Origin of the sequence: Lentzea cavernae, assembly GCF_014653695.1 — a bacterium.
In the GTDB taxonomy this organism is placed as follows: Bacteria; Actinomycetota; Actinomycetes; order Mycobacteriales; family Pseudonocardiaceae; genus Lentzea; species Lentzea cavernae.
In genome coordinates, this window is sequence record NZ_BNAR01000007.1 from 317,618 (window position 1) to 341,828 (window position 24,211).

The window sequence follows — 24,211 nt, forward strand, 5'->3', positions numbered from 1 at the left end:
CGGTGGTCAGACGAGCGGGCGCCTCCACGGAATCCGCTCGATCCTCCGGCCCGCCTGCATGAGCTCGGTGAGCAGTTCGTGGTCGCGGACGCGTTCCCTGAACAACGCGGCCGGGTCCGCCCTCGGCTCGAACCTCGGCTCCTCCGCCACGTTGGTGTGGGTGGTGTCCTGCGGTTCAGGCTCCCGCCGCCCGGGCTTGCGAGGTTCGGTCTTCTGGGGCTCGGGCTTGTGAGGTTCGGGATGCCGGTGTTCGCGGAGAGGCACCGGCGCTGCGGGCACACCGGCGGGCGCCGGGTCGCGAACCAGTTCGTCGAGCCGGGCCGCTTTCGCCTGGAGAACCTGCGCGAGATGGCTGGACGTCGTGTTGTACAAGGCGTTCCAGCGGTGCCGTTCCGCGGGTTCGTCCGCCCACAGGTGCTGGAGTTCGTGGACGAACCGGGTGTAGCCGCCGATCTCGTCGCTGGTCGCACCGTGCACGTCGAGCGCGGCGCGGAACTGGGAGGCCAGCTTGAGCACGCTTGCCGTGAACCCGTTCCGTGCGGCACCTGTCCAGTGGGCCGGGTCGATGGCACCGGTCCGCTCCGCGCCGTCGGCGAGGGGGACGCGCTGGGCGGCGTTCGTCTCCACGAGGATGCGGAGCCAGTCGGGGTGGCCGGGCGGGCGGCCGGGGAGCGGCTCGGTCAAGGTGCCTCACCGGCCCCGAACGCTCTGAGCCTGGCGATGATCTCCTCGTCGGCGTCGCGGTACGTCCCCGCGGTCTCGCGCAGGGTCATCGCGATGCGTTCGGCGCGAAGGCACAGTCGTTCCATCACCGCCCGCAGGCTCTGCTGGTACGTGATCACGGCGGCTCGCACCGGGTCGTCCGCCGGCCAGCGCTCGGTGTCGACGTCGTACTTCCACGCGACGTGGTCGCGCACGTCCTCCGCCATGTCGAGGAACTTGCGGGCCACGGCCTCGATCTCGTCGAGGTCGGCTTCGACCTTCTCCACCTCACGCCTCCCCTCTCCTGGCGTCCTCCCTGAGCCGCGCAACCTCTTGCGCGGTCCAGTGGCACTGCTCCTCGTCGCCGACGATCGGGTTCACCGACAGTCCGACCTCGCGGTGATCGGCCAGCAGTTCGAGCACCTCGCGGCCGGTCGCCTCGACCGGTTTGTGACCGGGACCCGCGAACGCTTCGAACTGCTCGGCCGTCGTGAACACCGGCAACTGTTCGTACTCGCCGGCCTCCACCGTCACCACGTATCCCGCCGCGCTCACCTCGAAGAACAGCGACGAATGCGGCAGCGTCCTTTCAACGGTCGCCAGCCGCGCGCCGTTGAAGTCGCGCAGCAAGTCTTGAAGAGTGATGTTCGGGCGGACGAGCCTAACCGCGCCGATGCGCGTGCGCTCGTATTTTTCCTCGGCGAGCACGATCTGCCCGAGCTGCTCCGGCGGGACCGGAGGGTTCTTCCTCAACCTCCAGAACTCGCTGATCAGCGGCCTTTTGTCCGAGACCGTCTTGTTGCTCGAGTTCTTCGCGAAGCCTGGTTTCCCATGATTGACGTGCGCCAGCAGCGCCAACCGCTGCGTGTGGATGAGGCGGTTCAGCTCCTCGTCCTGCGGGAGGTTGTAGCCGACCCTCAGGACCTCCCGTTTGACCAGGTCCTGCGTGATGCGCTCGATCACGTGGTTCACCTGCCACAACAGCTTGGCCAGCACGACGAGGGGCTCGTCGTCGGGTCCGATGTGGAGCAGGCCGGCGAGCGGTGACATCCGGATGTGTGCGATGTCCGGCCTGCGCACGCCCAGCCCTTTGTGCAGGGACGACTCATTGAGAACGGACACAGGGGGACTCCTCGGCGCACGCACGAAGATCTATGGGGAGCCGAAATCGTAGCCGATCCCGCCCCTCGCACACCTCACGACACCTATTCCACCCGGGCAGGCTCCCGCAAAGATGGACAGAAAGTGGTCAAGTTGCTGCAAACTTGCCGCAGATTTGCCTGCCATCGGCAGATTTGCCGAACTCTTGCCGCAAACAATCAGCAAATAACAAAATTGCCGGCGACTTGCCCGAATTCTTTTGGACAACGGCTTCGACGACTGCGTTGAATTCAGGCAGAGATCAAGAGCACGACCCGCCGAGGAGCATTCCGATGAAGACCCCGAAGGATCCGGGCACGTGGCCCGCGCTGGTTCACCGGCTCACCGCCACCTGGGGCGCGCTGCTGAGATTGCTGGTCGCACTGGCCGTCATCACGGCGATGCTGGCGCTCACCTGGTGGCTGCTCGACCTCGGATCCGTCCAGATCGGACCAGTCGAAATCCAGCATTTGGCCGAATCAACCATTCGCGTTCGAACGCTTTAGGGCGTGCTCGCCGCGATGTCCTGCACGGCCGCGCACGCGCTCGGCACCGGGTCCAGTTCGTTGACGTGACCGGCCAGCTGGCAGAGCAACGCCTTGAACGTCCCCCGGTCCGCGGCGGAAAGGCCGGACAGCACGTGCGCCTCGGCGTGCGAGAGCCGGAGGTCCAGCTCCTCCAACCGCGCGCGGCCGACATCGGTCGCCACGACCAGGCGCGTGCGGCGGTCGGTGGGGGCGGGCTTGCGGGAGACCAGGGAGGCGCGCTCCAGGTCGTCCAGCAGGTACGTCATGACCGTGCGGTCGATGCCCAGCTGCTGGCAGAGCGCGGACTGGCTCTCCGGCTGGTCACGCACCGAGGCGGTGAGGATCTGGTAACCGCGATGGCCGCCCGGGAGGTCACCCACGGCCGCGTTCGTGGCCTTGATGAAGGCGCGGAACACCACGCCCAGGGTCCAGCCGAAGTCGTCCTCGAGCGCGGTCACCCGGCCAATGATAGCCCGGACAGAACGTCTGTCCAGCAGAACATCTGCGTGGCATACTTTCGGCATGACAGATTATGGCCACCCGCTGGAGTTCGGGGTGTTCCTGCCGCCCGCGGCGGAGCGGTTCAGCGAGACGTTGCGGCTTGCGAAGGCCGCTGACGTGCTGGGACTTGACCTCGTCAGCATCCAGGACCACCCGTACAACGCGGCGAACCTCGACACGTGGACGTCGTTGTCGGTCATCGCTGCGTCGACCACCAACGTGCGTGTGTTTCCCAACGTGGCGAACTTGCCGCTCAGGCCGCCGGCGGTGCTTGCGCGGGCGGCGGCGAGTCTTGACGTCATCACCGGTGGGCGCGTGGAGTTGGGGCTTGGCGCGGGTGGGTTCTGGGACGCCATCGCCGCCATGGGTGGGCCGCATCGCACGGCGCCGGAGTCGGTCGAGGCGCTGGAAGAGGCCATCGCGGTGATCAGGGCGTTGTGGACGCCCGGTCGCGGGGTTCGCTTGCAGGGCAAGCACTACTCGCTCAACGGGGCGCGGCCCGGACCGATTCCGACGCACGAGATCGGTATCTGGCTGGGTGCTTACAAGAAGCGGATGCTGCAGCTCACCGGGCGGAAGGCCGATGGGTGGCTGCCGTCGAGTCCGTATGCGCCGCCGCAAGACCTCCGAGCGATGAACGCCATCATCGACGAGGCCGCGCTCGAGGCCGGTCGTGCGCCCAAGGACATCCGCAGGCTTTACAACATCACGCCCGAACTCAACGCCGAGCAGCTCGCGGAGCTCGCGCTCGACGAAGGTATGAGCGGGTTCGTGCTGATGGTGAACACCGACGACGAGCTGCGCGCGTTCGCCGAGGAAGTCGCTCCTGCCGTGCGGGAGATCGTGCAGAAGGAGCGCGGTTCGCGACCGCTGTGGGACGAGTCGACGCGCCCAAAAGGTCCGGCGCCTGAAGCGGGCGCCGTCTACAGCGCTTCGGGCAGGGCGTTGGGTCGTCAGCTGGTCGGGGTGCACAACCACCTGCGCGACGAGCTCACGAAGGTCCGTTCGATCGTCGAGCAGGTCGTGGACGGCGTCACCGGTGTGGGTGAGGCGCGGTCCGAGATCAACACGATGACCATGCGCCAGAACAACTGGTCGATGGGCGCGTACTGCGAGAGCTACTGCCGGCTCGTCACGATCCACCACACGCTCGAGGACACGAGCCTCTACCCGCAGCTGCGGGAGGGGGACCCGCGGCTCGGGCCGGTGCTCGACCGGCTTACCGAGGAGCACCAGGTGATCCACGGTGTGCTCGAACGCCTTGATGCGGCGCTGGTGGCCGCGGTCGCGGAGCCGCAGAAGATCATCGAGGTGCAGGAAGCGGTCGACCTGCTGACGGACACGTTGCTGTCGCACCTGTCCTACGAGGAGGGGGAACTGGTCGAGCCGATGGCCCGCATCCCGTACCACCACTGAGTGCACTTGGGCGTGTGGCGCGGCACCCGGCCGGGAGTTGCCAACAGACTGGGGTGCGTGAACACCAGGAAGCGAGTCGATCCCGTCCGGCGCGGTCGCACCATCCTGGGGGCGTCGCTGCTCCTCACAGCCGTCGCCGCGGGAACGAGGGCCGCCGTCGGGTTCAGCTACGCGGCGGAGGTGGAGGCCGCGATCCGGGCGAAGGACGGGCTGGACCTCACGATCGCGTTGCACACCGGGATGACGTACGCGTGGCTGGTGTTCGCCGTCAGCACCGCGATCGCCGCGGTGCCGTTGCTGCTCAACGGGTCGGGGCGGACGTTCGCGGCCGGAGTCTGTTACGCGCTCGGCATGCCGTTGCTGCTGTTCAGCATCGGTGTGATCGCACCGGTCGGGACGGTCCAGACGCTGACGTGGCTGGCGTGCGGAACCATCCTGCTGCTCGCGTGCTTCGTGATGCTGACGTCGGGACCGGTGCCGCAGCAGGCTCCGGACCGGCGCAGGCCGGTCCGGAGCCGTCACCGCTAGCGGCCGACCACCGTGCAGGTGGCGGTCGCGGACCTGCCGGGGTTGCTCTCCGACACGGCCGTCAGCGTCACCTTGGACATCAGCGGGCCGTTGCCCCGCTGCGCGTGCACCGGGACGTCGACGCGGCCGCCGAACTTGGCCGTGGCCAGCGCGTTCGGCACCGAGACGGTCCAGCCGTCCGCCGCCTTCGCCGTCACGCGGTAGACGTCGCCGTCGAGGTACTGGTCGACGGGTTCCGGGTGCTGGCCGCCAGGCACCGCCGCGCGCCCGGTGTTGGTCAGCGGGAAGCGGCAGGTCGCCACGCCCGAAGAGTCAACGCGAGCCGCCGTCGGGGTGACCCGCACGCCGCGCTGCTGCGGGCCCGCGCCGTCCAGCGACCGGATCGCCACCGTGTAGGACAGCACGCCGCGGGAGTCGCGTTGCAGGTCCAGCACGTAGAAGTGCAGGCGGTTGGCCGTGTCGACGAACTCGAACTCGCTGCCGGAGTTCGTGCCCGCGTGGAACAGCGCGTCGGACAGCTGGCGGTAGTCGCCGATGGTGATCGGGACCTTGGTGCCGTCGGGCAGGACGTAGTCGGTCATGCCGATGTCCTGCGGGTTGGAGTCGATCACCCACGTGAACGGTGCGGCGTCGACGTTCTTGGTCTTGGCCAGGAGCACGCCGGAGTCCGGGGTGAACGAGTCCGCGCCCATCCTGTCCACGACTTCGAGCGTGTAGTTGTTGTAACCGCCGCCGTCGCAGAACGGGTCGGCGGAAACGTTGCAGGAGGGCGTCTTGTCGCCGGTGCCCAGCGCGAGGTTGATGCCGGTCAGGCCGGTGGCACCGGGGTTGACCTCACGAGCGGTGATCTTCGCGATGACCGTGCCGGACCCGGCGAGGGCCTCGCGGGACAACCGCAGCACGTTCTTCTCGTCGACGATGCCGAGCTTGATCTTGTTGCGCAGGGTCTGCTGCGCGCCGAGCGACGCGCCGCCGGTTGCCGGGATCGTCCACCGGGAGTGCGGGCCGCCCGGGCCGTTGAACGAGCCGCGCGACAGCATGTCCCACGGGCCGCTGTAGTCACGGCGCGGCGGGCTGCCGTACGGGTTGTTGTAGTTGTCGCCGATGCCGAGGATGTGGCTCAGCTCGTGGGCGTAGACGCCCTGGCCGGAACTCTCGGCCTGGGTGGACGAACCGCCGCCCGCGTTGGGCCAGATCGACGAGCCGGCCGCCCACGACGTCCAGTCGACGTACCGGGTGTTCGACCAGTTCGGCAGCGCCGGGTCCGGCGGGCCGAACGCGTCGGTCACGTCCTCCTTGGTCCGGAACTTCATCATCCCGAACTCCTGCCAGGTGCCGGACTCGTCCTGGCCCGCCGACAGGTAGTAGATGAAGTCGTAGCCCGCGGGCACCTCCGCGCCGGCGTCGGCCACCCACGCGGCACGGCCGTCGGTGCGGATGTTGCGGTTGCAGGAGTCGCCCGCGGGACAGGCGGTCCCGCCCTGGAACTCCATGGCGTACTCGTGGTCCTTGCCCGGCATCGTGTACGGGCCGAACGCCTTCAGCTCGACGCCGTAGCGCCCGCCGGAGGTCTCCATCCAGTACTCGTGCACGGTGTGGCCGCGGTTGAGGCCGTTCGGCTTGTTCAGGAAGTCCTGGTAGAACTGGCCGACCTGCTCGCGGGGCACTCCCGCGGCCTCGGCGCTCGGGTTGCCGAACACCGTGGAGTTCTTGGCCTGTGTGACGACGAACGGCTGGTTCGGGTAGTCCAGCAGCACCAGCGCGCCCTTGAAGTTGCGCACCGAGCCCTTGACCGCCGGGTCGGCCCAGTTCGTGCCGGGGATCTTCTTGTAGTCCCGCTCCCACGTCATGTGGTCGGGGTTGACCCAGTTCTGCGGGTCGATCGGGCCCGGGAACCCGGCCTGCGACAGCACGCGGGCGGAGTCCCTCGTCTGCTGCCACGGCTGTTGCTGCGGCCAGTGGTCGTACTGCCAGTGGTTCGCCGGCTCGTCAGGGGCTGCGGCGGAGTTGCCGACGTTGACCATCGCGATGCAGAGGAGCGCGGTGATCAGCAAGGCAGGGCGCCGGTGTGTGCGCTTCATGCCCCAACCGTGGTGCAGAACGGCCCGTGCCAGCCACCGTCGATCGTCTGCAGCTCAACGAATTTCCGGCAGGTCGACGCGAACGGACGCACCGCGCGGCCTCGGCACGAACCGCACGCTGCCGGCGTGGGCGGCCACGACGTCCGCCACGATCGCCAGCCCCAGACCGGATCCGGGCAGGCCGCGGGCGCCGGGCGCGCGCCAGAACCGTTCGAAGACCGAGGTCCTGTGCTCGAACGGCACACCGGGACCCTCGTCGCTGACGGTGAGCCAGCCCGGCTTCGAGCGGACGGTGATCGCGGAGCCGGCCGGGGAGAACTTCACGGCGTTGTCGAGCAGGTTGAGCACGCTGCGCTCCAGCGCTCCAGCGTCGCCGACGACCGACCACTCGGCCCGGTCGACGTCGAAGACGTGGTCGTGAGCGCGGCTGCGGGCGCGGGTGACGGCCCTGTCGATGACGCCGGCCACGTCGACGGGGTCGCTGGCCAGTTCGCCGTCGTCGCGCGCGAGCACGACCAGTTCGGTGACGAGGTCGCTGAACTCCTCGCTCTGGGCCTGGAGGCGGTCGAGGACCTCGGCTCGTTGAGGCAGTTCACGTCCGGTGCGCTCGCTGCGGACCAGCAGGTCGATGTTGGTGCGCAGGCTGGTCAACGGGGTCCGCAGCTCGTGCGCGGCGTCGTCGACGAGGTCCTTCTGGCGGCGGCGGGACTCGGCCAGTGCGGCGGTCATCGACGTGAACGCGCGGCCCAGCCTGCCCACCTCGTCCTGACCGTCGACGGTGATCGGGGTGGTCAGGTCCTCGGTGCGCGCGATGTGCTCGGCGGTCGCGGTGAGGCGTTCCATCGGGGCCAGCGCCTGTCGGGTGAGCCAGAGGCCCGCTCCGGCGACGAGCAACGCGCCGAGGACCGACACGGCGACCAGGACTCCGGCGAGGGTGTTCAGCGTGCTGGTGATCTCGGCCTTGCTGCGGCTCAGGACCAGCACCTCACCGGGGGCGATCGGTTGCAGGAGAACGCGTGCCTCGGCACCGGACTCGGTCACGCCGTCGCGGAACGTCGGTGTGGTCACGAAGTCCGCGGCGGAGGTGACGACCGGGTCGACGCCGGGTGGCGCGCAGCTCGGGCCGTCGAGGGACAGGGTCTGGATGCCCTGCAGGACCTGCCGCAGTCCTTCGGCGGGCACGCCCAGGTCGCACCGGATCTTGAACCGTGCCGGCGGAAGGCTCGCCATCAACGACTTGTCGAGCTGCGAGCTCAGATTGTGCTCGGTGGCGATCCACGTGACGACGCTGATCCCGGCGATCGCGACCGCCACGACGAACGCGGTGATCAGCGCGAGCTTGCTGCGCAACAGGACCGGGCGGCTCATGGCGACTCGCGCAGGATGAAACCCATGCCGCGCACGGTGTGCAGCAGGCGGGGGCGACCACCTGACTCGGTCTTGCGACGCAGGTAGCCGATGTACACGTCGAGCAGGTTGGTGCCCTGGTCCTTGCCCCACACGGCGTGCTTGAGGTGCTGCTTGGTCAGCAGCCGGTCCGGGTCGTTCAGGAAGACCGCCAGCAGGTCGAACTCGGTCGGGGTCAGGTCGAGCCGCTCGCCGCCGCGCACGACCTCGTGGGCCTGCGGGTCCATCCGCAGGTCGGCGAACTGGAGCGTGCGCGGTGCCGGGCGGCGGCGGTTCTGCTTGAGCAGCGCCCGGACGCGGGCCAGGAGCTCCTCCAGCGCGAACGGTTTGACCAGGTAGTCGTCGGCGCCGGCGTCCAGGCCGGTGACCCTGTCGCCGAGCGCGTCGCGGGCGGTGAGCATCAGCACGGGCAGGCGTTCACCGGCGGCGCGGAGGCGGCGGCAGGCCTCCGAACCGTCGAGGTTCGGCATCATCAGGTCGAGGATCGCCAGGTCGGCGCGGTGCACGAGCGGGAGCGCCTCGGCACCGTCCGCGGCGGTGGTGACCTCGTAGCCCTCGAACTCGAGGCTGCGCCGCAGACTGTCCCGCACGTCCGGGTCGTCGTCCACCACGAGCAGTCTCATGCCGGGGACGGTAGGGCCGTTCGCTGTGAGCCAGCTGTGCATCCGCGCTCTCACGAATCTCTCAGCGCGGGCCAAGGACGTTCTCACGACTCCGTCAGCACGCTCGGTCGTGCAGCGGTCGCCGCTGTGTCCACAGTGGAACGGAGTTGCCATGACGGCGGTGAGCACCGCGCAAGCCACGGGAACGGTCGACATCATGATCCCCGTCTACAACGAGGAACGCGCACTGCCCGGCTGCGTCGAGGTGCTGCACGAGTTCCTCGGCGAGCAGTTCCCGTTCGACTGGTCGATCGTCGTCGTCGACAACGCGAGCACCGACAGCACGCTGGAGGTCGCCTGGGGCCTGGCCGAGAAGCACGAACGGGTGCGTGTGCACCACCTCGACCGCAAGGGCCGCGGACTCGCGCTCAGGGAGTCGTGGGGTGCCAGCGAGGCCGCGGTCGTCGTCTACATGGACGTCGACCTGTCGACGGGGCTGGACGGTCTGCTGCCCCTGGTCGCGCCGCTGCTCAACGGGCACTCGGACCTCGCGATCGGCTCACGGCTCGCACCCGGTTCGCGGACGGTGCGCGGGCCGCGGCGGGAGATCGTGTCCCGCGCCTACAACGCGTTGATCAGGCTGACGCACGGCGCGCGGTTCAGCGACGCCCAGTGCGGGTTCAAGGCCGCGCGCACCGAGGTCGTGCGGCCGTTGCTCGGCCAGGCGCGCGACGAGGCGTGGTTCTTCGACACCGAGCTGCTGCTCCTGGCCGAGCACAACGGTCTGCGCGTGCACGAGGTGCCGGTCGACTGGGTCGAGGACGTGGACAGCCGGGTCGACGTGGTCGGCACCGCGATCGACGACATCAAGGGGCTGATCCGCGTGGCCCGTGCGAAGGCCAACGGCACGGCCCTCGTGAACGGGCTGCCGCGCCGGCCGCAGCCCCGCGCCATCCACCCGGACGCCGTGCTGAGCCGCAGCGAGGGCGGGCTCTCCTGGCAGGTGCTGTCGTTCGCGGTGATCGGCGTGATCTCCACGCTCGCGAACCTGGCTCTGTACGGCGCCTTCCGGCTCTGGTGGCCGGTGCTGGCGGCGAACCTCGCCGCGCTGGTGATCACCACGCTGTTCAACACGGAGGCCAACCGGCGGTTCACCTTCACGGCTCGCAACACCTCCCGCGGCAGGACGCACCTGCAGGGCTTCGTGGTGTTCGGGCTCTACTTCGCGTTCACCTCGGCCGCGCTGCTCGTGTTGCACGCGGTCTCCCCCGACCCACCGCGCACCCTCGAACTGGTGGTGCTGCTCGGTTCCTCGGCGCTGGGCACGGTGGGGCGCTTCTTCCTGCTGCGGAGCTGGGTGTTCCGCCGCACCGACCGAAAGGACCAGGCATGACCGCCACCGCCGAAGTGGCAGCCCCCGCCGGCGACCCCGTCGCACCACGCCCGTCCCGTTGGCCCGCATGGGCTCTCGTGGTGATCTGCGTGCTGGCCGGCGGGCTCTACGTGTGGGCGATCGGCGCGGGCCAGGTCGGCAACGCGTACTACGCGGCCGCCGCGAAGTCGATGTCGACGTCGTTCACCAACTTCCTGTTCGGCTCGTTCGACCCGGCCGGCGTCGTGACCGTCGACAAGCCGCCGATGTCGTTGTGGCCGCAGGCCGCCGCCGTGTGGGTCTTCGGGTTCCACGGCTGGGCGGTGCTGCTGCCGCAGGTGGTCGAGGGTGTCGCGGCGGTGTTCCTGCTGCACCGCGCCGTCCGGCTGTGGGCGGACGAGAAGGTGGCGCTGCTGGCTGCGTTGATCTTCGCGCTGACGCCGATCACCGTGGCCATCAACCGCGACAACAACCCCGACACGTTGCTGGTGTTGCTGCTCGTCGCCTCCGCCTACGCCTTCACGCGGTCTGTGAAGGCCTCTGACAGCCGGCAGCGCACGAAGTGGTTGCTGTGGTGCGCTTTCTTCATCGGCTGCGGCTTCCTCACCAAGATGTTGCAGGCGTGGATCGTCGTTCCTGGCTTCGCTGTGGCCTACCTGGTGGGGACTTCCGGTCCGCTCAAGCGGCGGATTCTCGACCTGCTCGGGGCCGGTGCCGTGCTGGTGGCGTCGTCGTTCTGGTGGGTGGCGCTGCACGCGCTCTGGCCGGGTTCCAAGCCGTACATCGGTGGGAGCACCGACGGTGGCGCGTGGGACCTGATCATCGGGTACAACGGCCTCGGGCGCGTGTTCGGCGGTAGCGGCAACCGCGGTGGCGGGAGCATGCCCTCGGGTGGCCAGGGGACAGTGGAGTTCGGCGGTCCCGGTGGGGCGATGTTCGGCGGGCAGCCGGGCATCGCGCGCATGTTCGACGCCTCGGTCGGTGGCCAGATCTCGTGGCTGTTGCCGTTGTGCCTGCTGGTCTTGATCGCTGTGTCGGTCGCGGGCGTTTTGCGGTGGCGTCAGAAGATCCCCGGCGATCCCGCCGAACGCGCGGGTTGGTTCATGTGGGGCAGCTGGCTGCTGGTCACGGCTGCCGTCTTCAGCTTCGCGCAGGGCATCTTCCACCCGTACTACACGACGATGCTCGCTCCTGCCGTCGCCGCCATCAGCGCCGCCGGGATCGTGATGTTCTGGCGCGCCAGGAGTTTCGTCCGCTTCCTGCTGCCGCTGTCGGTCGTGATCACGGCCGGGTGGGCGTTCGTCGTGGCCTCGCGCGACACGTCGTTCCACGGGTGGGCGCGGTGGGCGGCGCTCGGGGTCGGCGCTGCCGCCGTGGTCGTGCTGCTGCTGGGACTGCGCCGGGCCGGGCTGGTGGCCGCGGTCGTCGCGGTGCTGCTGGTGCCCGCCGTGTGGTCGACCGCCACCGCCGCGACGGCCAGTTCCAACGGCGTGATGCCCGCTGCCGGACCGAACGAACGCGGCGGAGGCGGCTTCGAGATCTTCGCGAACGGGCAGCCGCCCCCTGGCGCTCGCGCCGGCAGGCCGATGCGAGGTGCTCCTCCGGGTGCCGGCCGGGGTGAGCTGACCGACGAGCAGAAGCGAATCCTCAACTACGCCAAGGAGAACAGCGGTGGTGCGGAGATCACCCTCGCGGTCGCCGGTTCGGCGCAGATGGCCTCGCCGTTCATCATGGGCTCCGACGAGGTCGTGATCGGCATGGGTGGGTTCTCCGGCTCGGACGACGCGCCGTCGGTCGACCAGCTGCAGTCCTGGGTGGGCGAGGGCAGGCTGAAGTTCGTGCTCGGCGGCGGTGACCGGATGGGCGGCCCTGGCGGCCGTGACGACAACGGCCGCCAGGAGTGGATCTCCCAGCACTGCTCCCCGGTGGACCCGAGCGCCTACGGAGGTGGTGCGGAGCAGGAACTGCTGGAGTGCCGCGCGTGACGGTCAGGGCACCAGCGCCCAGGCCTGCTGCGCGCTGGCCTTGCAGAAGGCGAGCCAGCGGCTCTGCGTGGTGATCGCGCCGTCGGAACCGGCGCGGGCGAGGGCGGCGGAGGAGTTGGCTTGAGTCTGCGGGCCCCAGTCACCGTCGATGCCGGTCGAGATGCCCCAGACGTACTGGCAGGCGGCCTGGACGAAGTACGTCTGGGTCGCCGAGCCGGTGTTGAAGCTGGAGTCGGCGCTGCCCGAGATCGCGTTGTCGACGTGGGCGTGGTTGTGGTGCTCGGCGTTGTCCAGGTACGAGATGACGTGCCGGAAGTGGTAGTGCAGCGACGCCATCGTTCCCCAGTAACGGATCCGCGCGGTGCGCAGCGCGTCGCCGGTGGAGTTCTTCCACTGGTCGTACCGGGCGTTGAAAGCGGTGAACGTCGCGCCCGTGTCGCGGTTCGTTATGAGCATGCGCGCGAGGTCGAACGCCCTGCCCTCACCGTGCATGCCGGACTTGTTCACGTACGCGCCGTACGAGTAGATCTTGTGCGGCGCGGTCCAGTGGTACGGCGTCCAGTTGCGCCAGTGCACGTGCCACGCCTCCAGACGCGCGTAGAACGCGGGCTCGTAGCGGAACGACGACGCGGCGCCGTTCACCTCGTAGAAGGTCGGCTGCGAGTTGATCTCGCTGTGGGTGACGAGGGTCGCCGCGGAGGCGTTCGCGGTGCCGAGCAGAACCGCCGCTGAGCCCGCCACACCTGCGGCGAGGACGCTCCGGCGAGACATCGATCCGTTCATACCCGGAAGTGTTCTGCCGGGTATGAACGCGATCCCTAGTCCTGCGACCAGTCTTCGGCCACCGGTTCTTCCCCTTCGTCCGCTTCGTCCTCGAGCACGCGGCGGACCTGTTCCTCGCTCGCTCCGAACATGAAGCACATGCTGTTCACGCTAGGTGGTGGCGTTCTTCCGAGCTTCTCGATTCCTGCTCGGTGTTGCCCCTTCTGGTTCGGGTCTCCGCGTGCTGGGATGCACCATGACCGATCGCGGCGAACGCATTGTGAGCGTGCTCGAAGAGGCCTTCTCCGGGCTGATGACCGCCGACCCCGCCGCGTTCCGGCACAAGTTCCGCAAGATGGCGGCCGAGCCGTTCGCGTTCTACCGGGGCAGCGCGTGCCTGTTCTACGCCGACATGGCCGAAATGCCCGATGAATGGGCCGACGACCGCACCGGCCGCATCTGGATCCAGGGCGACCTGCACGCGCAGAACTTCGGGACCTACATGGACTCCGAGGGCACGCTCGTGTTCGACGTCAACGACTTCGACGAGGCCTACCTCGGCGCGTTCACGTGGGACCTCCGCCGCTTCGCCGCCTCGATGGCCCTGCTCGGCTGGCGCAAGGCTCTGCCGGACACCGCGATCACCGACCTGATCCGCACCTACGTGCTCTCGTACGTCGCCCAGGTCCGTTCGTTCGCCGAGCACCCGAACGACGAGCTCTTCAGCCTGCGCCTCGACAGCACCGAGGGCGCCCTGCACCGCGTCCTGCAACGGGCCCGCCTCGCCACCCGGATCGGCCTGCTGGACGACAAGACCGTGATCGTCGACTACGAACGCCGCTTCCGCCGCGACCGCGAGGGCATCCACGAACTCCCGCCGGAGGTCCAAGAGGCCGTCCTGCGCGCCTTCGAGTCCTACCTGGACACCATCCCGACCGGCAAACGCGCGTCGAGCCGCACCTACGCCGTCAAGGACGCCGTCGGCCGCAGCGGCTTCGGCATCGGCTCCGCCGGCCTGCACGCCTACAACATCCTGGTCGAGGGCCGCTCCCAGGCGTTGGAGAACGACGTCGTGCTGTCGATGAAGCAGGCCAACATCGCGGCCCCCAGCCGCATCGTCCCCGACGAGCGCATCCGCGAGTACTTCACCGACCACGGCCACCGCACCGCCGTCTCGCAGCGAGCCCTGCAGGCCCACGCCGACCCGTGGCTCGGCCACACCCAGATCGACGGCGTCGGCTACGTCGTCGCCGAACTCTCCCCGTACGAGGCCGACCTGGACTGGTCCGACCTCACCGAGCCCGCCGACATGCTCCCCGTGCTCGACTATCTCGGCCGTGCCACCGCGAAGATGCACTGCGTCGCCGACTCCGACTCCTCGCAGACCCTGGTCGACTTCCAGTGCGAGGAGGCGATCGCGTCCGTGCTCGAGGGCCGCGACGAGGAGTTCTGCGACTCGATCGTCGAGTTCGCGCTGGACTACGCGCAGCAGACGCGGGAGGACCACCGGCTGTTCGTGGACGCGTTCCGGGACGGCCGGATCAAGGGTGTCGGCTCGACCGCGTGATCCACATGACACCACGCGCATTCGTTAGATGGCTACTCTGATCAATATGCGCATCCTCTTCTCGAGCGTTCCCCAGCACGGTCACCTGCTGCCCCTCTTCCCCCTCGCCCGCGCGTTCCGGGAGCGCGGCCACGAGGTCGCCGTCCTGACGGCCGCGGGCATGGCGCCGGTGATCGCGGCTCAGGGGCTCGGGCACCTGCCGGCCGGGCCGCTGCCGGACGTGCTGTTCGCCGAGGTCGCGCGCCGCACCGGGGCCGACCCTGCCCACGCGCCCACGCCCGACTCGGTGGCCGAGTTCTTCGCGGGGACGCGGATCGACCTCACGGCGGACGAGGCGCTGGCCGTCGCCGCGGATTTCCGGCCGGACCTCGTCGTGGCCGAGGCCTGCGACTTCGTGGGGCCGTTGGTGGCGGCCGCGATGGGAGCGCCGGTTGCGACCTTGGCGTTCGGGCCGCCGATGCCGCCGGTGTTCACCGATGCCATGGAGGCTCAGGCGCGCAAGCGGCATGACGCGCGTGGTGTGGCGTGGGAGCCTCGGAAGTGGCTGCTCGACACGTGGCCCGCGTCGATGCGCGCGGACGGGTGGGAGGAGCTCGAGGGTTGGTCGCCGTTGCGGCCCGAGGCCTTCCGGGAGCCTGGCGCGAAGTCCGTGGCGCTGCCGATCTCCGAGCGGGCTCGGGTGCTCGTGACGTTCGGGACGTTCTTCGGTGATCCCGCCAAGCTCAGCCCGTTGCTGCGCGAGCTGTCCACTGTGGACGCGGATGTTGTGGTGACATTGGGTTTGCTGTCGAAGGCCGAGGAGTTCGAGGTTGACCACGAGCGCGTCACGTTCGTCGGGTTCACGCCGATGGAAGACTTGCTCGACGGTGTGGACGTCGTGGTGACGCACGGCGGGGCCGGCACGACGTCGGCCGCGTTGATGAAGGGCGTGCCGCTGGTGGTGCTGCCGCAGGGCGCCGACCAGTTCTTCCAGGCCGAACGCGTGGCCGCCGCGCAGGTCGGCATCGCGCTCGACCCGCCTTCGCAGACGCCGCAGGCGCTGGCGGACGCGGTGCGGACGGTCTTGGCCGACGTGCACATCCGGGAGAACGTCACCTCGGTCGCCAAGGAGATCGCCGCGATGCCGGACGCGCACGAGGTGGCCGCGACGCTGGAAGCCCGGTTGTGACGAGGTCCTACCACTCCCCGCGCCGCGCGCAGGACGCCGCCGACACCCGGCGGGACATCCTGCGTGCGGCCACGGACTTGTTCTCCGCCAACGGGTACGCGCGCGTCACGGTGGCGGAGATCGCCAAGCGGGCCGGGGTCGCGCCGCAGACGGTGTACTCGAGCGCGGGCAGCAAGTCCGAGATCCTGCACGAGGTCGTCAGCGAGTCGATCGCCCGCAGCGACGCGGCCTCGGCGACGGAGGCGATCCGGCGGACCGAGGACGTCGCGGCGGCGATCACGGTGCTGGCCAGGGGAACCCGGATGGGCAACGAGAGCGAGCAGCAGGTCGTCGAGGTGCTCTTCGCGGCGATTCCCGCCCACGAGAACGGCGCCGCGTTGTGGGAGCACAGCACGGAGAGCTACCGGCGGGCGCTGCGGGACACCGCGGAACACCTGCGGGACAAGGGATTGCTGAAGATCGATGTCGAGAAGGCCGCCGACGTGCTGTGGTTCTGCTTCGGCTTCGGGGCCTGGCGGACGTTGGTCAAGGAGTGCGGCTGGTCGTGGGACGAGGCTGAGGCGTGGCTGGCGCGGCAGGCCATCGCGATGCTCACGAAGTAGCTAGTGGACCAGGCCGTGGTGGCGGTTCGTCCACGCGGCGACGGCCGGCAGCACGTCCGTGATCCACTCCCGGGCGGCGGCGGTGAGCTCGTAGCGCGAGGCCCGGCGGAGCACCAGACCGTTGTCCTGCAGGCGTTCCAGGGTGAGGATCACTCGCGGGCCGAGGACCTGGACCAGGTCCTCGGCCGCCTTGGGGCCGTCGGACAGCGACACGAGGACCTGCGGCAGCTGGTCGCTGCTCATCAGGTCCTGCAACGCGAGCAGGTGGTGCAGGGCCGAGGTGTCGGTGCGCTCTGCGGTGTACGCGCCGGGGTCGTGCAGGTGGACTCGGGCCCGGCCGCCTCGCTTGGCGCGTTGCAAGGCCGCGTCGGTGTCGCGGACCAGGTCGATCAGCGTGTCCTCGCCGCTGGGCACGTGGGAGGCGACGCCGATGGACGCCGTCTGGCCGTGCAGCGTGAGGTGGTAGCCGTCGTTCGTGGTGATCTCGGTCTGCAATGCGCGGATGCCGCGCAGGATTCGTTCGGCCACCATGGCCGCTTCTCTGCCCGTGGTCTGGGGCAGCAGCACGAGGAACTCATCGCCGCCGTGGCGGCACACGAGGTCCGTTGGGCGCGTGTGCGCCTTGAGGACTTCGGCGACGTCGGTCAGGACCACGTCGCCGGCCGGGTGGCCGTATTCATCGTTGATCTTCTTGAAGCGGTCGAGGTCGACCACGAGGAGCGCGACCTGCTCCCACCGGCGCTGCGCGCGGCGGTACGTCGCGGGCGCCTGGTCGTCCCAGCCCCAGCGGCCGAGGAGGCCCGTCAGGCGGTCCGTCGCCCAGGCGCCGACCGGTTGTGCGCACGAACCGCAGCGCGAGGGAGCGCTCTCGTCGTGCAGGCGCAGAGAACCGTGGTCCACCGGTAGCCCCATCCGCGCTGTCGCCATGAGTCCCCCCGGAAGCTCTGACCGGTCCGATCTGCCCCCTTCAACTGAGGTGACGTCGTTCGGGTCAAACGCGACACATCAGTGCAAGCGGCGGAGTGTGATCATAGGACTACGGATTGGTGGATTCAACCCCTGTGATGCCATATGCTCTCGTGGTTCCACAGCAGTGGAACGATCCTCTGGCCCTGAGTCGCTCCAGCGGAGGTGTGGCGTGAGGCCGTTCGCCGAGGTCCTCAACGAGCTGTGCAACAACCCGCCCGACGGCCGGGGCAAGGTCACCAACGTAGCGCTTTCCGCCGCCGTGAAGTCACGGGGCGGGGACATCGGGCACGGCTACATCTCGCAGCTGCGGCTCGGCGTGAAGGACAACCCGACCTGCCAGGCGATCGTCGACCTCGCCGGCGCGCTCGGCGTGCACCCCGCGGTGTTCCTGGGTGGGCGCCGTGAGCTGCGCACGGCAGAAGGGCCTGGTTGGAGGCCCACGGCGTTGAGCACGCTCTTCGAGGCCGTGCACCCGCCGGACCGCGGGCCCTGGTCCCCGGAGGAGGTCGCGGCCGCGATCAGCTCGTCCGGCCAGTTCGGCAGCATCTCCGCCAGCTACATCCGCGAGCTCCTGAGCAACACCAGCGACAACCCGCGGCTCAAGCACATCCTCGGCCTGGCAGATCACTTCGGCGCCGACCCCGCGTACTTCTTCGACGACGAACTGGCGGCGCGCGTCGACTCGGAACTGACGGACTTCCTGGCACTGCGCGAACTCGGCGTCGTCGAATTCGTCACCCGTCTGGCCGAACGCACGGGCGATCTCTCCCCACAGGCCAGGGCTGCTGCGGTAGAAGGGTTCCGGCAGGCCCTCGAAGTCGGCGAGGGGTGGTCGTTCCCGTTGAACAGCCGCCGCTCCTCCGCGGACCACACCTGATGACGACGGCGTGAAGATCTCGGCCTGGGCCGCTGCAGACGACATCGAGAGGAGGCGACGGGTGAACCGCAGGAAACTGCGCAAGCTGGTCGACGAGGTCGCCAGGGACCTCGGCCTGCCGCCCGACGCCACGCACCAGGAGGCGAGCCGCCGGGTCTGCGAGCTGATGAGCGAACGGCTCGGGCGCCGCGTCGACGTCCGGTTCGCCGCCATCACCAACGCGGTCTGCCTCAGCGGCGCGACCGCGTTGCTCGAGAACGGCACGTACCTCGTCATCTGCGCCGACTCCCCGTCCTGGTACCACCGCCTGCACGTGCTGCTGCACGAGTTCGCCCACGTGCTCCTCGAGCACCAGCCCGTCGCCCTGAGCCGCGACGAGGGCCTGCGCAGGCTCGCCCCGCACCTGCTGCCGCGGATGGCGAAGATCATCGCCGGGCGCACGACGGTGACCGAGGACGAGGAGCGCGAGGCCGAGAACCTCGCCGACCACCTGCTGGAAAGGCTGACGGAGCACCGGGTGTGGGCCGACACGGCCGCCACCGAGGAGCCCGCGCACGTGCGCCGCGTGGCCGAGTCTCTCGAGGGAAGATCCCGCTGGGTGCGTCGTGGCGATCTTTAACCTGATCTACCTCTCGTGCGGTGTCGTCGGCCTCTTCCTCCTCGCGTACAAGATCCGCGCGCTGCGCTCGAGCTGGGGCAGTCCCCGGGTCGTCGCCCTCATCGGCACGGTGTTCTTCTCGGCGTTCGCCATCCTCTTCGCGGCACCCGCGAACATCACCTGGATCAACTGGACGACCGGTGTGCCGAACTTCGCCGCGCTGCTCGTCTACAGCCTCGTGGTCTGCTTCGCCGGTTCGGCGTTCGCGCTGGTGCTGTACTGGCGGTACCCGGCGGCCCAGGCGTGGCAACGGGTCCGGTTGATCGTCGTCAGCTACGCCACCGTCGTCGCCGCGATGGTCGTGCTGTTCTTCAAGTCCGAGGTCGGCGAGGAACGTCAGATCGACTTCGACACCTACTACGCGACCCAGCCGACGATCGCGGTCTTCCTGTTCATCTACCTCGTCTCCACCATGATCGGCTGCGGTGGTCAGGCCTACCACTGCTGGCAGGGCTCGCGCGACGAGGCGATCTCCGCGCGGCCGTGGCTGCGCCTCGGGCTGCGGTGGTACTGCGCGGCGGCGTTGTTCCCCATGGCGTTCGCGGTCATCAAGCTGTTCGTGCTGCTGATGGACTGGGCCGGTGAGCGCAGCTTCGACGTGCTGAGCACGACAGCGCCGCTGATGGCGTCGCTGAGCATGATCCCGCTGGTGATCGCGATGGCGCTGCCGGTGTTCGGGCCGAACCGCCCGTCGCCCTCGCAGTGGGTGCGGCGCTGGCGCACGTACTTCGCGTTGCGGCCGCTGCACCGCGCGCTGGTGCACGTGAACCCCGGCATCGTGCTGGTGGCGCCCGGCAAGTTCCTCAACCCGCACCACCGCGTGCGCCGGCAGATCATCGAGCTCAACGACTGGCGCTGGGCGCTCACGCCGTACTTCGACCTCTCGGTGGGCGAGGCCGCGACCTCGCTGGCGCACCGGGCCTCGCTGACCAAGGACGAGGTGGCCGCCGTCGTGGAGGCGGCCCAGCTGCGGGCGGCGGGTTCGTCCGGTGGCCGCTCGCGAGCGCCCCAGCGCCGGCCCGCCGCGGAGATCGTCGACGGCACCGACCTCGCCGTCGAGCACGACAGGTGGGTCCGGATCTCGCGTGCGTACCAGCACTCGCCGATAGTCGACGCCGCCGTCGCCGACGCGGCACGCGTGCAAGCAGCAGGGGGAATGGATTAGATGGCACCCACACACGCCGTTGTGCTCGGCGGTGGACTCGCGGGCGTGCTCGCGGCGTCCGTTCTCGTCCGGCACGTGGACGAGGTCACCGTCGTGGAGCGCGACAAGCTGCCCGACGGCCCCGAGTCCCGCTCCGGGGTGCCGCAGGCCCGGCACGCGCACCTGCTGATGTCCGGTGGCGCGCGGGCGATCGAGGCGTTGCTGCCCGGCACGCTGGACGCGCTGTTCGCCGCCGGCGCGCACCGGATCGGGGTGCCGAACGACCTGGTGTCGCTGAGCGCCCAGGGGTGGGTGCCGAGGTTCCCCGAGATGCAGTTCATCGTCACGTGCAGTCGTTCGCTGCTCGACTGGGTGGTGCGCGGCCGGGCGTTGCGGGACAACAAGATCTCCGTGCTGACCGGCACCGAGCCGGTGTCGTTGCTCGGTTCCCGCGACGCCGTGACCGGGGTGCTCGTCGAGGACCGGATCTCGCGGGAGCGGATCTCGCTGGAGGCCGACCTCGTCGTGGACGCGACCGGGCGCGGCTCCCGGTTGCCCGCGTGGCTGGCCGAGTTCGGGCTGCCGGACGTGCAGTCCGAGAGCGTCGACTCCGGACTCGCCTACGCCACCAGGATCTTCCGGGCTCCCCCGACGGCGGCCTCCGGGTTCCCGCTCGTCAACGTGCAGGCGAACCCGCGTGACCCGTTCCCCGGCTGCACCGCGACCCTGCTGCCCATCGAGGACGGCAAGTGGCTGGTCACGCTGTCCGGGACGCGCGGAGGCGAGCCGTCGACCGACGAGGCGGAGTTCGTCGGCTTCGCCCGGTCGGTGCGCAACCCGGTCGTGGGCGAGCTGATCGCCTCGGCCGAACCTCTGTCGCCGGTGTACGGCTCGCACAGCACCGCGAACCGGCGGATGTTCTTCGAGCGCTTGAAGTCCTGGCCCTCCGGGGTGCTGGCGCTGGGTGACTCGGTGGCGACCTACAACCCCGTCTACGGGCACGGGATGTCGATCGCGGCGCAGAGCGCGCAGGCGTTGGACGCCGGTCTCGCGGCCGGGCAGTCCGCGCAGCAGATCCAGCGCGGCATCGGCAAGGTGGTCGACGGGGCCTGGGCGATGGCGACCAACCAGGACATCCTGTATCCGGGCGCGGTCGGGAAGCCTTTGCCGCTGGCCGGGCGGGTGCTGCAGCGGTACGTGGACCGTTTGGTGCGCACGGCGACCACGGAGGCGCCGGTGACCCGTGCGTTCCTGGAGGCGTTCACCCTGTCCGCGCCGATGGCGAACCTGGTCAGTCCCAAGATGATGTGGGCGACCCTGCGCGGGCCCCGGTCTCGGTCGCCGGAGCCGACGCTGACGGCGGACGAGCGGGAGCGGGTCACCGGCTGACAGGTGCTGCCGTTGTCCGCTGGGGCGTCCGTCGAGCGGCTGGCGGGGTGGTCGGCGTGTGGGCCGGTCGCGTTCGTGGACGCCGAGTACTTCGGGGGCAACGGTTTCCAGCGGGCCCAGGTCTGGGACGCGGGGCGCGGCGTGCTCGGGCCGTTGGTGCGGGAGGAGGGCGACCGGTGCCGGACGTCTCCCCCATCCCCCTCGCGCTCCGGTGGCTCGGTGTCGTGAAGGGCTCGCACCACGCCGAGTTCGACGCCGTGGGGCTTGGGCGGCACCGCGACACGGCCCGTTCACCTCTGCGGAGTGAAGTCCGCGCTCTGCACGTAGGCCATGGCCTCCACGAACGCCGGGTCCTGCATGCGGGCGTGCACCTCGGCCTCGGTGGGCTGGGCGACGCGCTGGTGCAGCCACCAGAGGTTGCCGAACGGGTCGGCGAACCTGCTGACCCTGTCGCCCCAGAACAGTTCGGTGGGCTCGGTGACGACCCTGCTGCCCAGTGCCACGGCGCGCTTGAGCGTGGCCGCGTCGTCGGCGATGTAGAGGCGCAGGAAAGCGGGTGTGGGCGGCCAGGCCGGCACGTCGAACAGCATCACCACCGAGTCGCCGATGCGGACCTCGGCGTGGCCGATCTCCGGCGCCTCGCCGACGCGGCCGAGTTCGGTCGCGTCGAACACCTCGACGATGAAGTCGATCAGCTCGGCCGTGCGGCCCTGCGTGATCAGCCACGGCGTGACGGTGTGGTAGCCCTCGGGCACGACGTTCATCTGGTCTCCCCTTTGCTCGTTGGGGCGACCGTATGCCCGAAGTAGGACGGGTTCAGTCCTATTTCTCGCCTAGATTTGCGGCATGAGTGATGCTGCCCGGTTGTTGCGCCTGCTGTCGTTGCTGCAGACCCCGCGCGAGTGGCCCGGCAGCGAACTGGCCGCCCGGCTGGGCGTCACGCCGCGGACGGTGCGGCGCGACGTCGACCGGTTGCGCGACCTCGGCTATCCCGTCGAGGCTTCGCTGGGCGTGCTCGGCGGGTACCGGCTCGGCGCGGGCGCGGCGATGCCCCCGCTGCTGCTCGACGACGAAGAGGCCGTCGCCATCGCGGTCGGGTTGCGCACTGCCGCCCGGCAACCGGTGGCGGGCATCGCCGAGGCCTCCCTGCGCGCCCTGGCGAAGCTGCAGCAGGTGCTGCCGCCCCGGCTGGCCCGGCGGGTCTCGTCGCTGACGTCGGCCACCGCACCCACCTCGGCCACCTACGCCACGCTGGTGGACCCGGGCCAGCTGACCTTGGTCGCCGGCGCGGTCGCCGCCCGCGAACGGGTGCGGTTCACCTACGTGGCCAACGAGAACGTGGTGTCCAAGCGGCACGTGGAGCCCATTCAGTTGGTAGCGCTCGACCGGCGCTGGTACCTCCTCGCCTTCGACGTGGAACGGGACGACTGGCGGACGTTCCGGCTGGACCGAGTCTCCTCCGCGGTGGCGACCGGGGCCCGTTTCGCACCTCGCGTGCCGCCCGGTGGGGACGCGACGGCGTTCGTGACGCAGAAGATGTACGACTCGGCCCCGACGTTCCGGGCCCGCGTGACGCTGCGGCTGCCGGTGGAGCTGGCGCGGGCTCGGTTGGCCGACTTCGCCGGTGAGCTGGCCGCTGTCGACGATGGTTCGTGTTCTTGGCACAGCGTCGAGGACACCGTCGACTACCTCGCTTTCCGCCTCACCTTGCTGGGGTGTGACTTCGTGGTGCACGGGCCGGATGAGCTGATCGGGCACCTTCGGGGGTTGGGTGAGCGGATCAGCCGGTCGGTGGGGCGGCCCGGCGCCGCGGACCAGTAGCTGGACCCGCAGCACCGCGAACGGGTACCAGAGGACCCGCTGGAGGGGACGCGCCGGCTAGACCCACCGGGTTCGGGACACCACCTGTGACGCTTGGCGGATCGGCCGTGCGACGGGTTACGGCGTCGCGGCGGTCTTTGACGCCCTGGTGGATCACCCGCGGCGCGGGGCCACGGCGCTGCCACCGACCGGCTGCTGGAGTCACCCGGCCGGGACGTGACGCCCGTCCGCGAGGAACCAGGCGAGCCCCGGCCAGCCGGACCACGGCGTACCAGCGCCGCACCACTCACCCGTCGGGCGGCCCCGCTCTCACCCCCAGCACCGGCTGACCTCCCACCACCCCCTCGTAGGACCGGTCCCACGGCCAGCGCCCCGACTCGTCGGCGTGCACGAGCTGCAGGGCCTCGATGCCCTCCCCGTACAACCGCGCGGACACCAGCAGGTGGGCCCAGGGGCGGGCCACGCGGACGACCTCCAGCAGCGGGCCGCCGGGGACGGTGAAGCGCTTTCCCGGTGCGGGGAGGCAGCTGTGGGCGAGGTGCTCGGCCATGTCGTCGAGCAGGCGGCCCGCCTCCAGGACGGCCATGCCCGTCACGACGAGTTCCGGGAGGCCGCGGGGGCTCAGGCCCACGGTGTAGGCCCAGGGCGGGTGGGCGCGGTCTCGTTCCACTGCCTGCACGGCCCAGCCGCGGGCGTCGATGCAGCGGCGCAGGGTGGCCAGGTGTTCTTCCATCCGGTCGGCGGGGTGGTCGCAGTCCCAGCACATGGTGGTCTCCTCGGATCGGTGGTGGATCCAGTGTGCCGAGGAGCACCGACAAGATCGTTTGAGGAGTTCATGGACAGAAAGTTGACAAACGATCTGTGGGCCGTCTGGATCGTTAATCTGCGACGCACGGAGGAACGTGCATGCGCCAACGAACGCTTCAACCCGTGAAGGCACAACGACAACAACCCCGCTCAGCGGTGTCGTTCGCGACCGCCGGGGGCTGCGGG

25 protein-coding genes are annotated in these 24,211 nt (G+C 69.8%); 14 read left to right on the forward strand and 11 right to left on the reverse strand.

The window, feature by feature from the left end; genetic code table 11:
* Positions 1-6: 6 nt before the first annotated feature.
* From IE307_RS24435 to IE307_RS24445, 3 genes are read right to left on the reverse strand one after another with little or no spacing between them, the layout of a single operon-like run.
* The gene (locus IE307_RS24435; RefSeq protein ID WP_191301461.1) at positions 7-684 is read right to left on the reverse strand and encodes a hypothetical protein; all 678 of its coding nucleotides are present in this window, start codon (positions 682-684) and stop codon (positions 7-9) included.
* Positions 681-989 carry a hypothetical protein gene (locus tag IE307_RS24440; protein WP_191301462.1) on the reverse strand — a complete coding sequence of 103 codons (309 nt, stop codon included), beginning with the start codon at positions 987-989 and terminating at the stop codon, positions 681-683. Before IE307_RS24440 ends, IE307_RS24435 begins: the two co-directional genes overlap by 4 nt.
* A gap of 1 nt (position 990) precedes the next feature.
* Positions 991-1,824 (reverse strand): SseB family protein, encoded by an 834-nt coding sequence (locus IE307_RS24445; RefSeq protein WP_191301463.1) that lies wholly within the window; start codon positions 1,822-1,824, stop codon positions 991-993.
* A gap of 311 nt (positions 1,825-2,135) precedes the next feature.
* Here IE307_RS24445 and IE307_RS24450 point away from each other — a divergent pair, with 311 nt between their 5' ends.
* Positions 2,136-2,348 (forward strand): hypothetical protein, encoded by a 213-nt coding sequence (locus IE307_RS24450; RefSeq protein ID WP_191301464.1) that lies wholly within the window; start codon positions 2,136-2,138, stop codon positions 2,346-2,348.
* Here IE307_RS24450 and IE307_RS24455 read toward each other — a convergent pair.
* Positions 2,345-2,827, reverse strand: a complete 483-nt coding sequence (locus tag IE307_RS24455) for a MarR family winged helix-turn-helix transcriptional regulator (protein WP_229905020.1) — start codon at positions 2,825-2,827, stop codon at positions 2,345-2,347. The two genes, IE307_RS24450 and IE307_RS24455, sit on opposite strands and share 4 nt — an antisense overlap.
* 64 nt (positions 2,828-2,891) lie before the next feature.
* Here IE307_RS24455 and IE307_RS24460 point away from each other — a divergent pair, with 64 nt between their 5' ends.
* Both IE307_RS24460 and IE307_RS24465 read left to right on the forward strand, forming a co-directional pair.
* Positions 2,892-4,286, forward strand: a complete 1,395-nt coding sequence (locus tag IE307_RS24460; protein WP_191301467.1) for an LLM class flavin-dependent oxidoreductase — start codon at positions 2,892-2,894, stop codon at positions 4,284-4,286.
* 57 nt (positions 4,287-4,343) lie between these two features.
* The gene (locus tag IE307_RS24465) at positions 4,344-4,814 is read left to right on the forward strand and encodes a hypothetical protein (protein ID WP_191301469.1); all 471 of its coding nucleotides are present in this window, start codon (positions 4,344-4,346) and stop codon (positions 4,812-4,814) included.
* Here IE307_RS24465 and IE307_RS24470 read toward each other — a convergent pair.
* The 3 genes from IE307_RS24470 to IE307_RS24480 are packed head-to-tail and all read right to left on the reverse strand — an operon-like array spanning position 4,811 to position 8,925.
* Complete coding sequence (locus IE307_RS24470; RefSeq protein ID WP_191301471.1) at positions 4,811-6,895, reverse strand: M6 family metalloprotease domain-containing protein; 2,085 nt, start codon at positions 6,893-6,895, stop codon at positions 4,811-4,813. The two genes, IE307_RS24465 and IE307_RS24470, sit on opposite strands and share 4 nt — an antisense overlap.
* 54 nt (positions 6,896-6,949) lie before the next feature.
* On the reverse strand, positions 6,950-8,263 hold the full coding sequence (locus IE307_RS24475; protein ID WP_191301473.1) for a HAMP domain-containing sensor histidine kinase: 1,314 nt from the start codon (positions 8,261-8,263) through the stop codon (positions 6,950-6,952).
* A complete protein-coding gene (locus IE307_RS24480; protein WP_191301475.1) occupies positions 8,260-8,925 on the reverse strand; it encodes a response regulator transcription factor in 666 nt (221 codons plus the stop codon). The genes IE307_RS24475 and IE307_RS24480 overlap by 4 nt, the downstream gene beginning before the upstream one ends.
* Positions 8,926-9,076: 151 nt before the next feature.
* On the opposite strand from IE307_RS24480, the gene IE307_RS24485 reads away from it, so the two are divergent.
* Both IE307_RS24485 and IE307_RS24490 read left to right on the forward strand, forming a co-directional pair.
* A complete protein-coding gene (locus IE307_RS24485; RefSeq protein WP_191301477.1) occupies positions 9,077-10,297 on the forward strand; it encodes a bifunctional glycosyltransferase family 2/GtrA family protein in 1,221 nt (406 codons plus the stop codon).
* Complete coding sequence (locus IE307_RS24490) at positions 10,294-12,261, forward strand: ArnT family glycosyltransferase (protein WP_191301479.1); 1,968 nt, start codon at positions 10,294-10,296, stop codon at positions 12,259-12,261. The genes IE307_RS24485 and IE307_RS24490 overlap by 4 nt, the downstream gene beginning before the upstream one ends.
* Positions 12,262-12,264: 3 nt before the next feature.
* Here IE307_RS24490 and IE307_RS24495 read toward each other — a convergent pair whose 3' ends face one another.
* Positions 12,265-13,032: a hypothetical protein gene (locus IE307_RS24495; protein ID WP_191301481.1), complete on the reverse strand. Its 768-nt coding sequence runs from the start codon at positions 13,030-13,032 to the stop codon at positions 12,265-12,267.
* Between the two features lie 247 nt (positions 13,033-13,279).
* Here IE307_RS24495 and IE307_RS24500 point away from each other — a divergent pair, with 247 nt between their 5' ends.
* From IE307_RS24500 to IE307_RS24510, 3 genes are read left to right on the forward strand one after another with little or no spacing between them, the layout of a single operon-like run.
* Positions 13,280-14,590, forward strand: coding sequence for a DUF2252 domain-containing protein (locus IE307_RS24500; protein WP_191301483.1), 1,311 nt, complete (start codon positions 13,280-13,282; stop codon positions 14,588-14,590).
* Between the two features lie 46 nt (positions 14,591-14,636).
* A complete protein-coding gene (locus IE307_RS24505; RefSeq protein ID WP_191301486.1) occupies positions 14,637-15,758 on the forward strand; it encodes a glycosyltransferase in 1,122 nt (373 codons plus the stop codon).
* Positions 15,755-16,360, forward strand: coding sequence for a TetR/AcrR family transcriptional regulator (locus tag IE307_RS24510; RefSeq protein WP_229905021.1), 606 nt, complete (start codon positions 15,755-15,757; stop codon positions 16,358-16,360). Before IE307_RS24505 ends, IE307_RS24510 begins: the two co-directional genes overlap by 4 nt.
* Here IE307_RS24510 and IE307_RS24515 read toward each other — a convergent pair whose 3' ends face one another.
* Positions 16,361-17,260, reverse strand: coding sequence for a GGDEF domain-containing protein (locus IE307_RS24515; protein WP_191301488.1), 900 nt, complete (start codon positions 17,258-17,260; stop codon positions 16,361-16,363).
* 238 nt (positions 17,261-17,498) lie between these two features.
* Here IE307_RS24515 and IE307_RS24520 point away from each other — a divergent pair, with 238 nt between their 5' ends.
* The 5 genes from IE307_RS24520 to IE307_RS24540 all read left to right on the forward strand — a co-directional run bounded on the left by IE307_RS24520 (position 17,499) and on the right by IE307_RS24540 (position 21,625).
* The gene (locus tag IE307_RS24520) at positions 17,499-18,206 is read left to right on the forward strand and encodes a helix-turn-helix domain-containing protein (protein ID WP_191301490.1); all 708 of its coding nucleotides are present in this window, start codon (positions 17,499-17,501) and stop codon (positions 18,204-18,206) included.
* A 61-nt stretch (positions 18,207-18,267) separates the two neighbouring features.
* Positions 18,268-18,825 (forward strand): hypothetical protein, encoded by a 558-nt coding sequence (locus IE307_RS24525; RefSeq protein WP_191301492.1) that lies wholly within the window; start codon positions 18,268-18,270, stop codon positions 18,823-18,825.
* Positions 18,812-20,029, forward strand: coding sequence for an MAB_1171c family putative transporter (locus tag IE307_RS24530; protein WP_191301494.1), 1,218 nt, complete (start codon positions 18,812-18,814; stop codon positions 20,027-20,029). Before IE307_RS24525 ends, IE307_RS24530 begins: the two co-directional genes overlap by 14 nt.
* Entirely contained in the window at positions 20,030-21,397 is a 1,368-nt protein-coding gene (locus IE307_RS24535; RefSeq protein WP_191301496.1) for an NAD(P)/FAD-dependent oxidoreductase, read from the forward strand. It abuts the gene before it with no gap.
* Positions 21,398-21,409: 12 nt separating this feature from the next.
* On the forward strand, positions 21,410-21,625 hold the full coding sequence (locus IE307_RS24540; protein ID WP_191301498.1) for a hypothetical protein: 216 nt from the start codon (positions 21,410-21,412) through the stop codon (positions 21,623-21,625).
* Positions 21,626-21,687: 62 nt separating this feature from the next.
* On the opposite strand, the gene IE307_RS24545 is transcribed toward IE307_RS24540, so the two are convergent.
* Entirely contained in the window at positions 21,688-22,161 is a 474-nt protein-coding gene (locus IE307_RS24545) for a VOC family protein (protein ID WP_191301500.1), read from the reverse strand.
* Between the two features lie 82 nt (positions 22,162-22,243).
* Between IE307_RS24545 and IE307_RS24550 the strand changes: the two genes are divergently transcribed.
* Complete coding sequence (locus IE307_RS24550) at positions 22,244-23,218, forward strand: helix-turn-helix transcriptional regulator (RefSeq protein ID WP_191301502.1); 975 nt, start codon at positions 22,244-22,246, stop codon at positions 23,216-23,218.
* Positions 23,219-23,504: 286 nt separating this feature from the next.
* On the opposite strand, the gene IE307_RS24555 is transcribed toward IE307_RS24550, so the two are convergent.
* A complete protein-coding gene (locus IE307_RS24555) occupies positions 23,505-23,984 on the reverse strand; it encodes a DUF4262 domain-containing protein (protein ID WP_191301504.1) in 480 nt (159 codons plus the stop codon).
* Between the last annotated feature and the right edge of the window lie 227 nt (positions 23,985-24,211).

Excerpts from the sequence above, each read along its gene's own strand:
- IE307_RS24450 (WP_191301464.1), top strand. The coding sequence starts at position 2,136 with ATGAAGACCCCGAAGGATCCGGGCACGTGGCCCGCGCTGGTTCACCGG.
- IE307_RS24460 (WP_191301467.1), top strand. The coding sequence starts at position 2,892 with ATGACAGATTATGGCCACCCGCTGGAGTTCGGGGTGTTCCTGCCGCCC.
- IE307_RS24470 (WP_191301471.1), bottom strand. The coding sequence starts at position 6,895 with ATGAAGCGCACACACCGGCGCCCTGCCTTGCTGATCACCGCGCTCCTC.
- IE307_RS24475 (WP_191301473.1), bottom strand. The coding sequence starts at position 8,263 with ATGAGCCGCCCGGTCCTGTTGCGCAGCAAGCTCGCGCTGATCACCGCG.
- IE307_RS24480 (WP_191301475.1), bottom strand. The coding sequence starts at position 8,925 with ATGAGACTGCTCGTGGTGGACGACGACCCGGACGTGCGGGACAGTCTG.
- IE307_RS24485 (WP_191301477.1), top strand. The coding sequence starts at position 9,077 with ATGACGGCGGTGAGCACCGCGCAAGCCACGGGAACGGTCGACATCATG.
- IE307_RS24490 (WP_191301479.1), top strand. The coding sequence starts at position 10,294 with ATGACCGCCACCGCCGAAGTGGCAGCCCCCGCCGGCGACCCCGTCGCA.
- IE307_RS24495 (WP_191301481.1), bottom strand. The coding sequence starts at position 13,032 with ATGTCTCGCCGGAGCGTCCTCGCCGCAGGTGTGGCGGGCTCAGCGGCG.
- IE307_RS24500 (WP_191301483.1), top strand. The coding sequence starts at position 13,280 with ATGACCGATCGCGGCGAACGCATTGTGAGCGTGCTCGAAGAGGCCTTC.
- IE307_RS24505 (WP_191301486.1), top strand. The coding sequence starts at position 14,637 with ATGCGCATCCTCTTCTCGAGCGTTCCCCAGCACGGTCACCTGCTGCCC.
- IE307_RS24535 (WP_191301496.1), top strand. The coding sequence starts at position 20,030 with ATGGCACCCACACACGCCGTTGTGCTCGGCGGTGGACTCGCGGGCGTG.
- IE307_RS24545 (WP_191301500.1), bottom strand. The coding sequence starts at position 22,161 with ATGAACGTCGTGCCCGAGGGCTACCACACCGTCACGCCGTGGCTGATC.
- IE307_RS24550 (WP_191301502.1), top strand. The coding sequence starts at position 22,244 with ATGAGTGATGCTGCCCGGTTGTTGCGCCTGCTGTCGTTGCTGCAGACC.
- IE307_RS24555 (WP_191301504.1), bottom strand. The coding sequence starts at position 23,984 with ATGTGCTGGGACTGCGACCACCCCGCCGACCGGATGGAAGAACACCTG.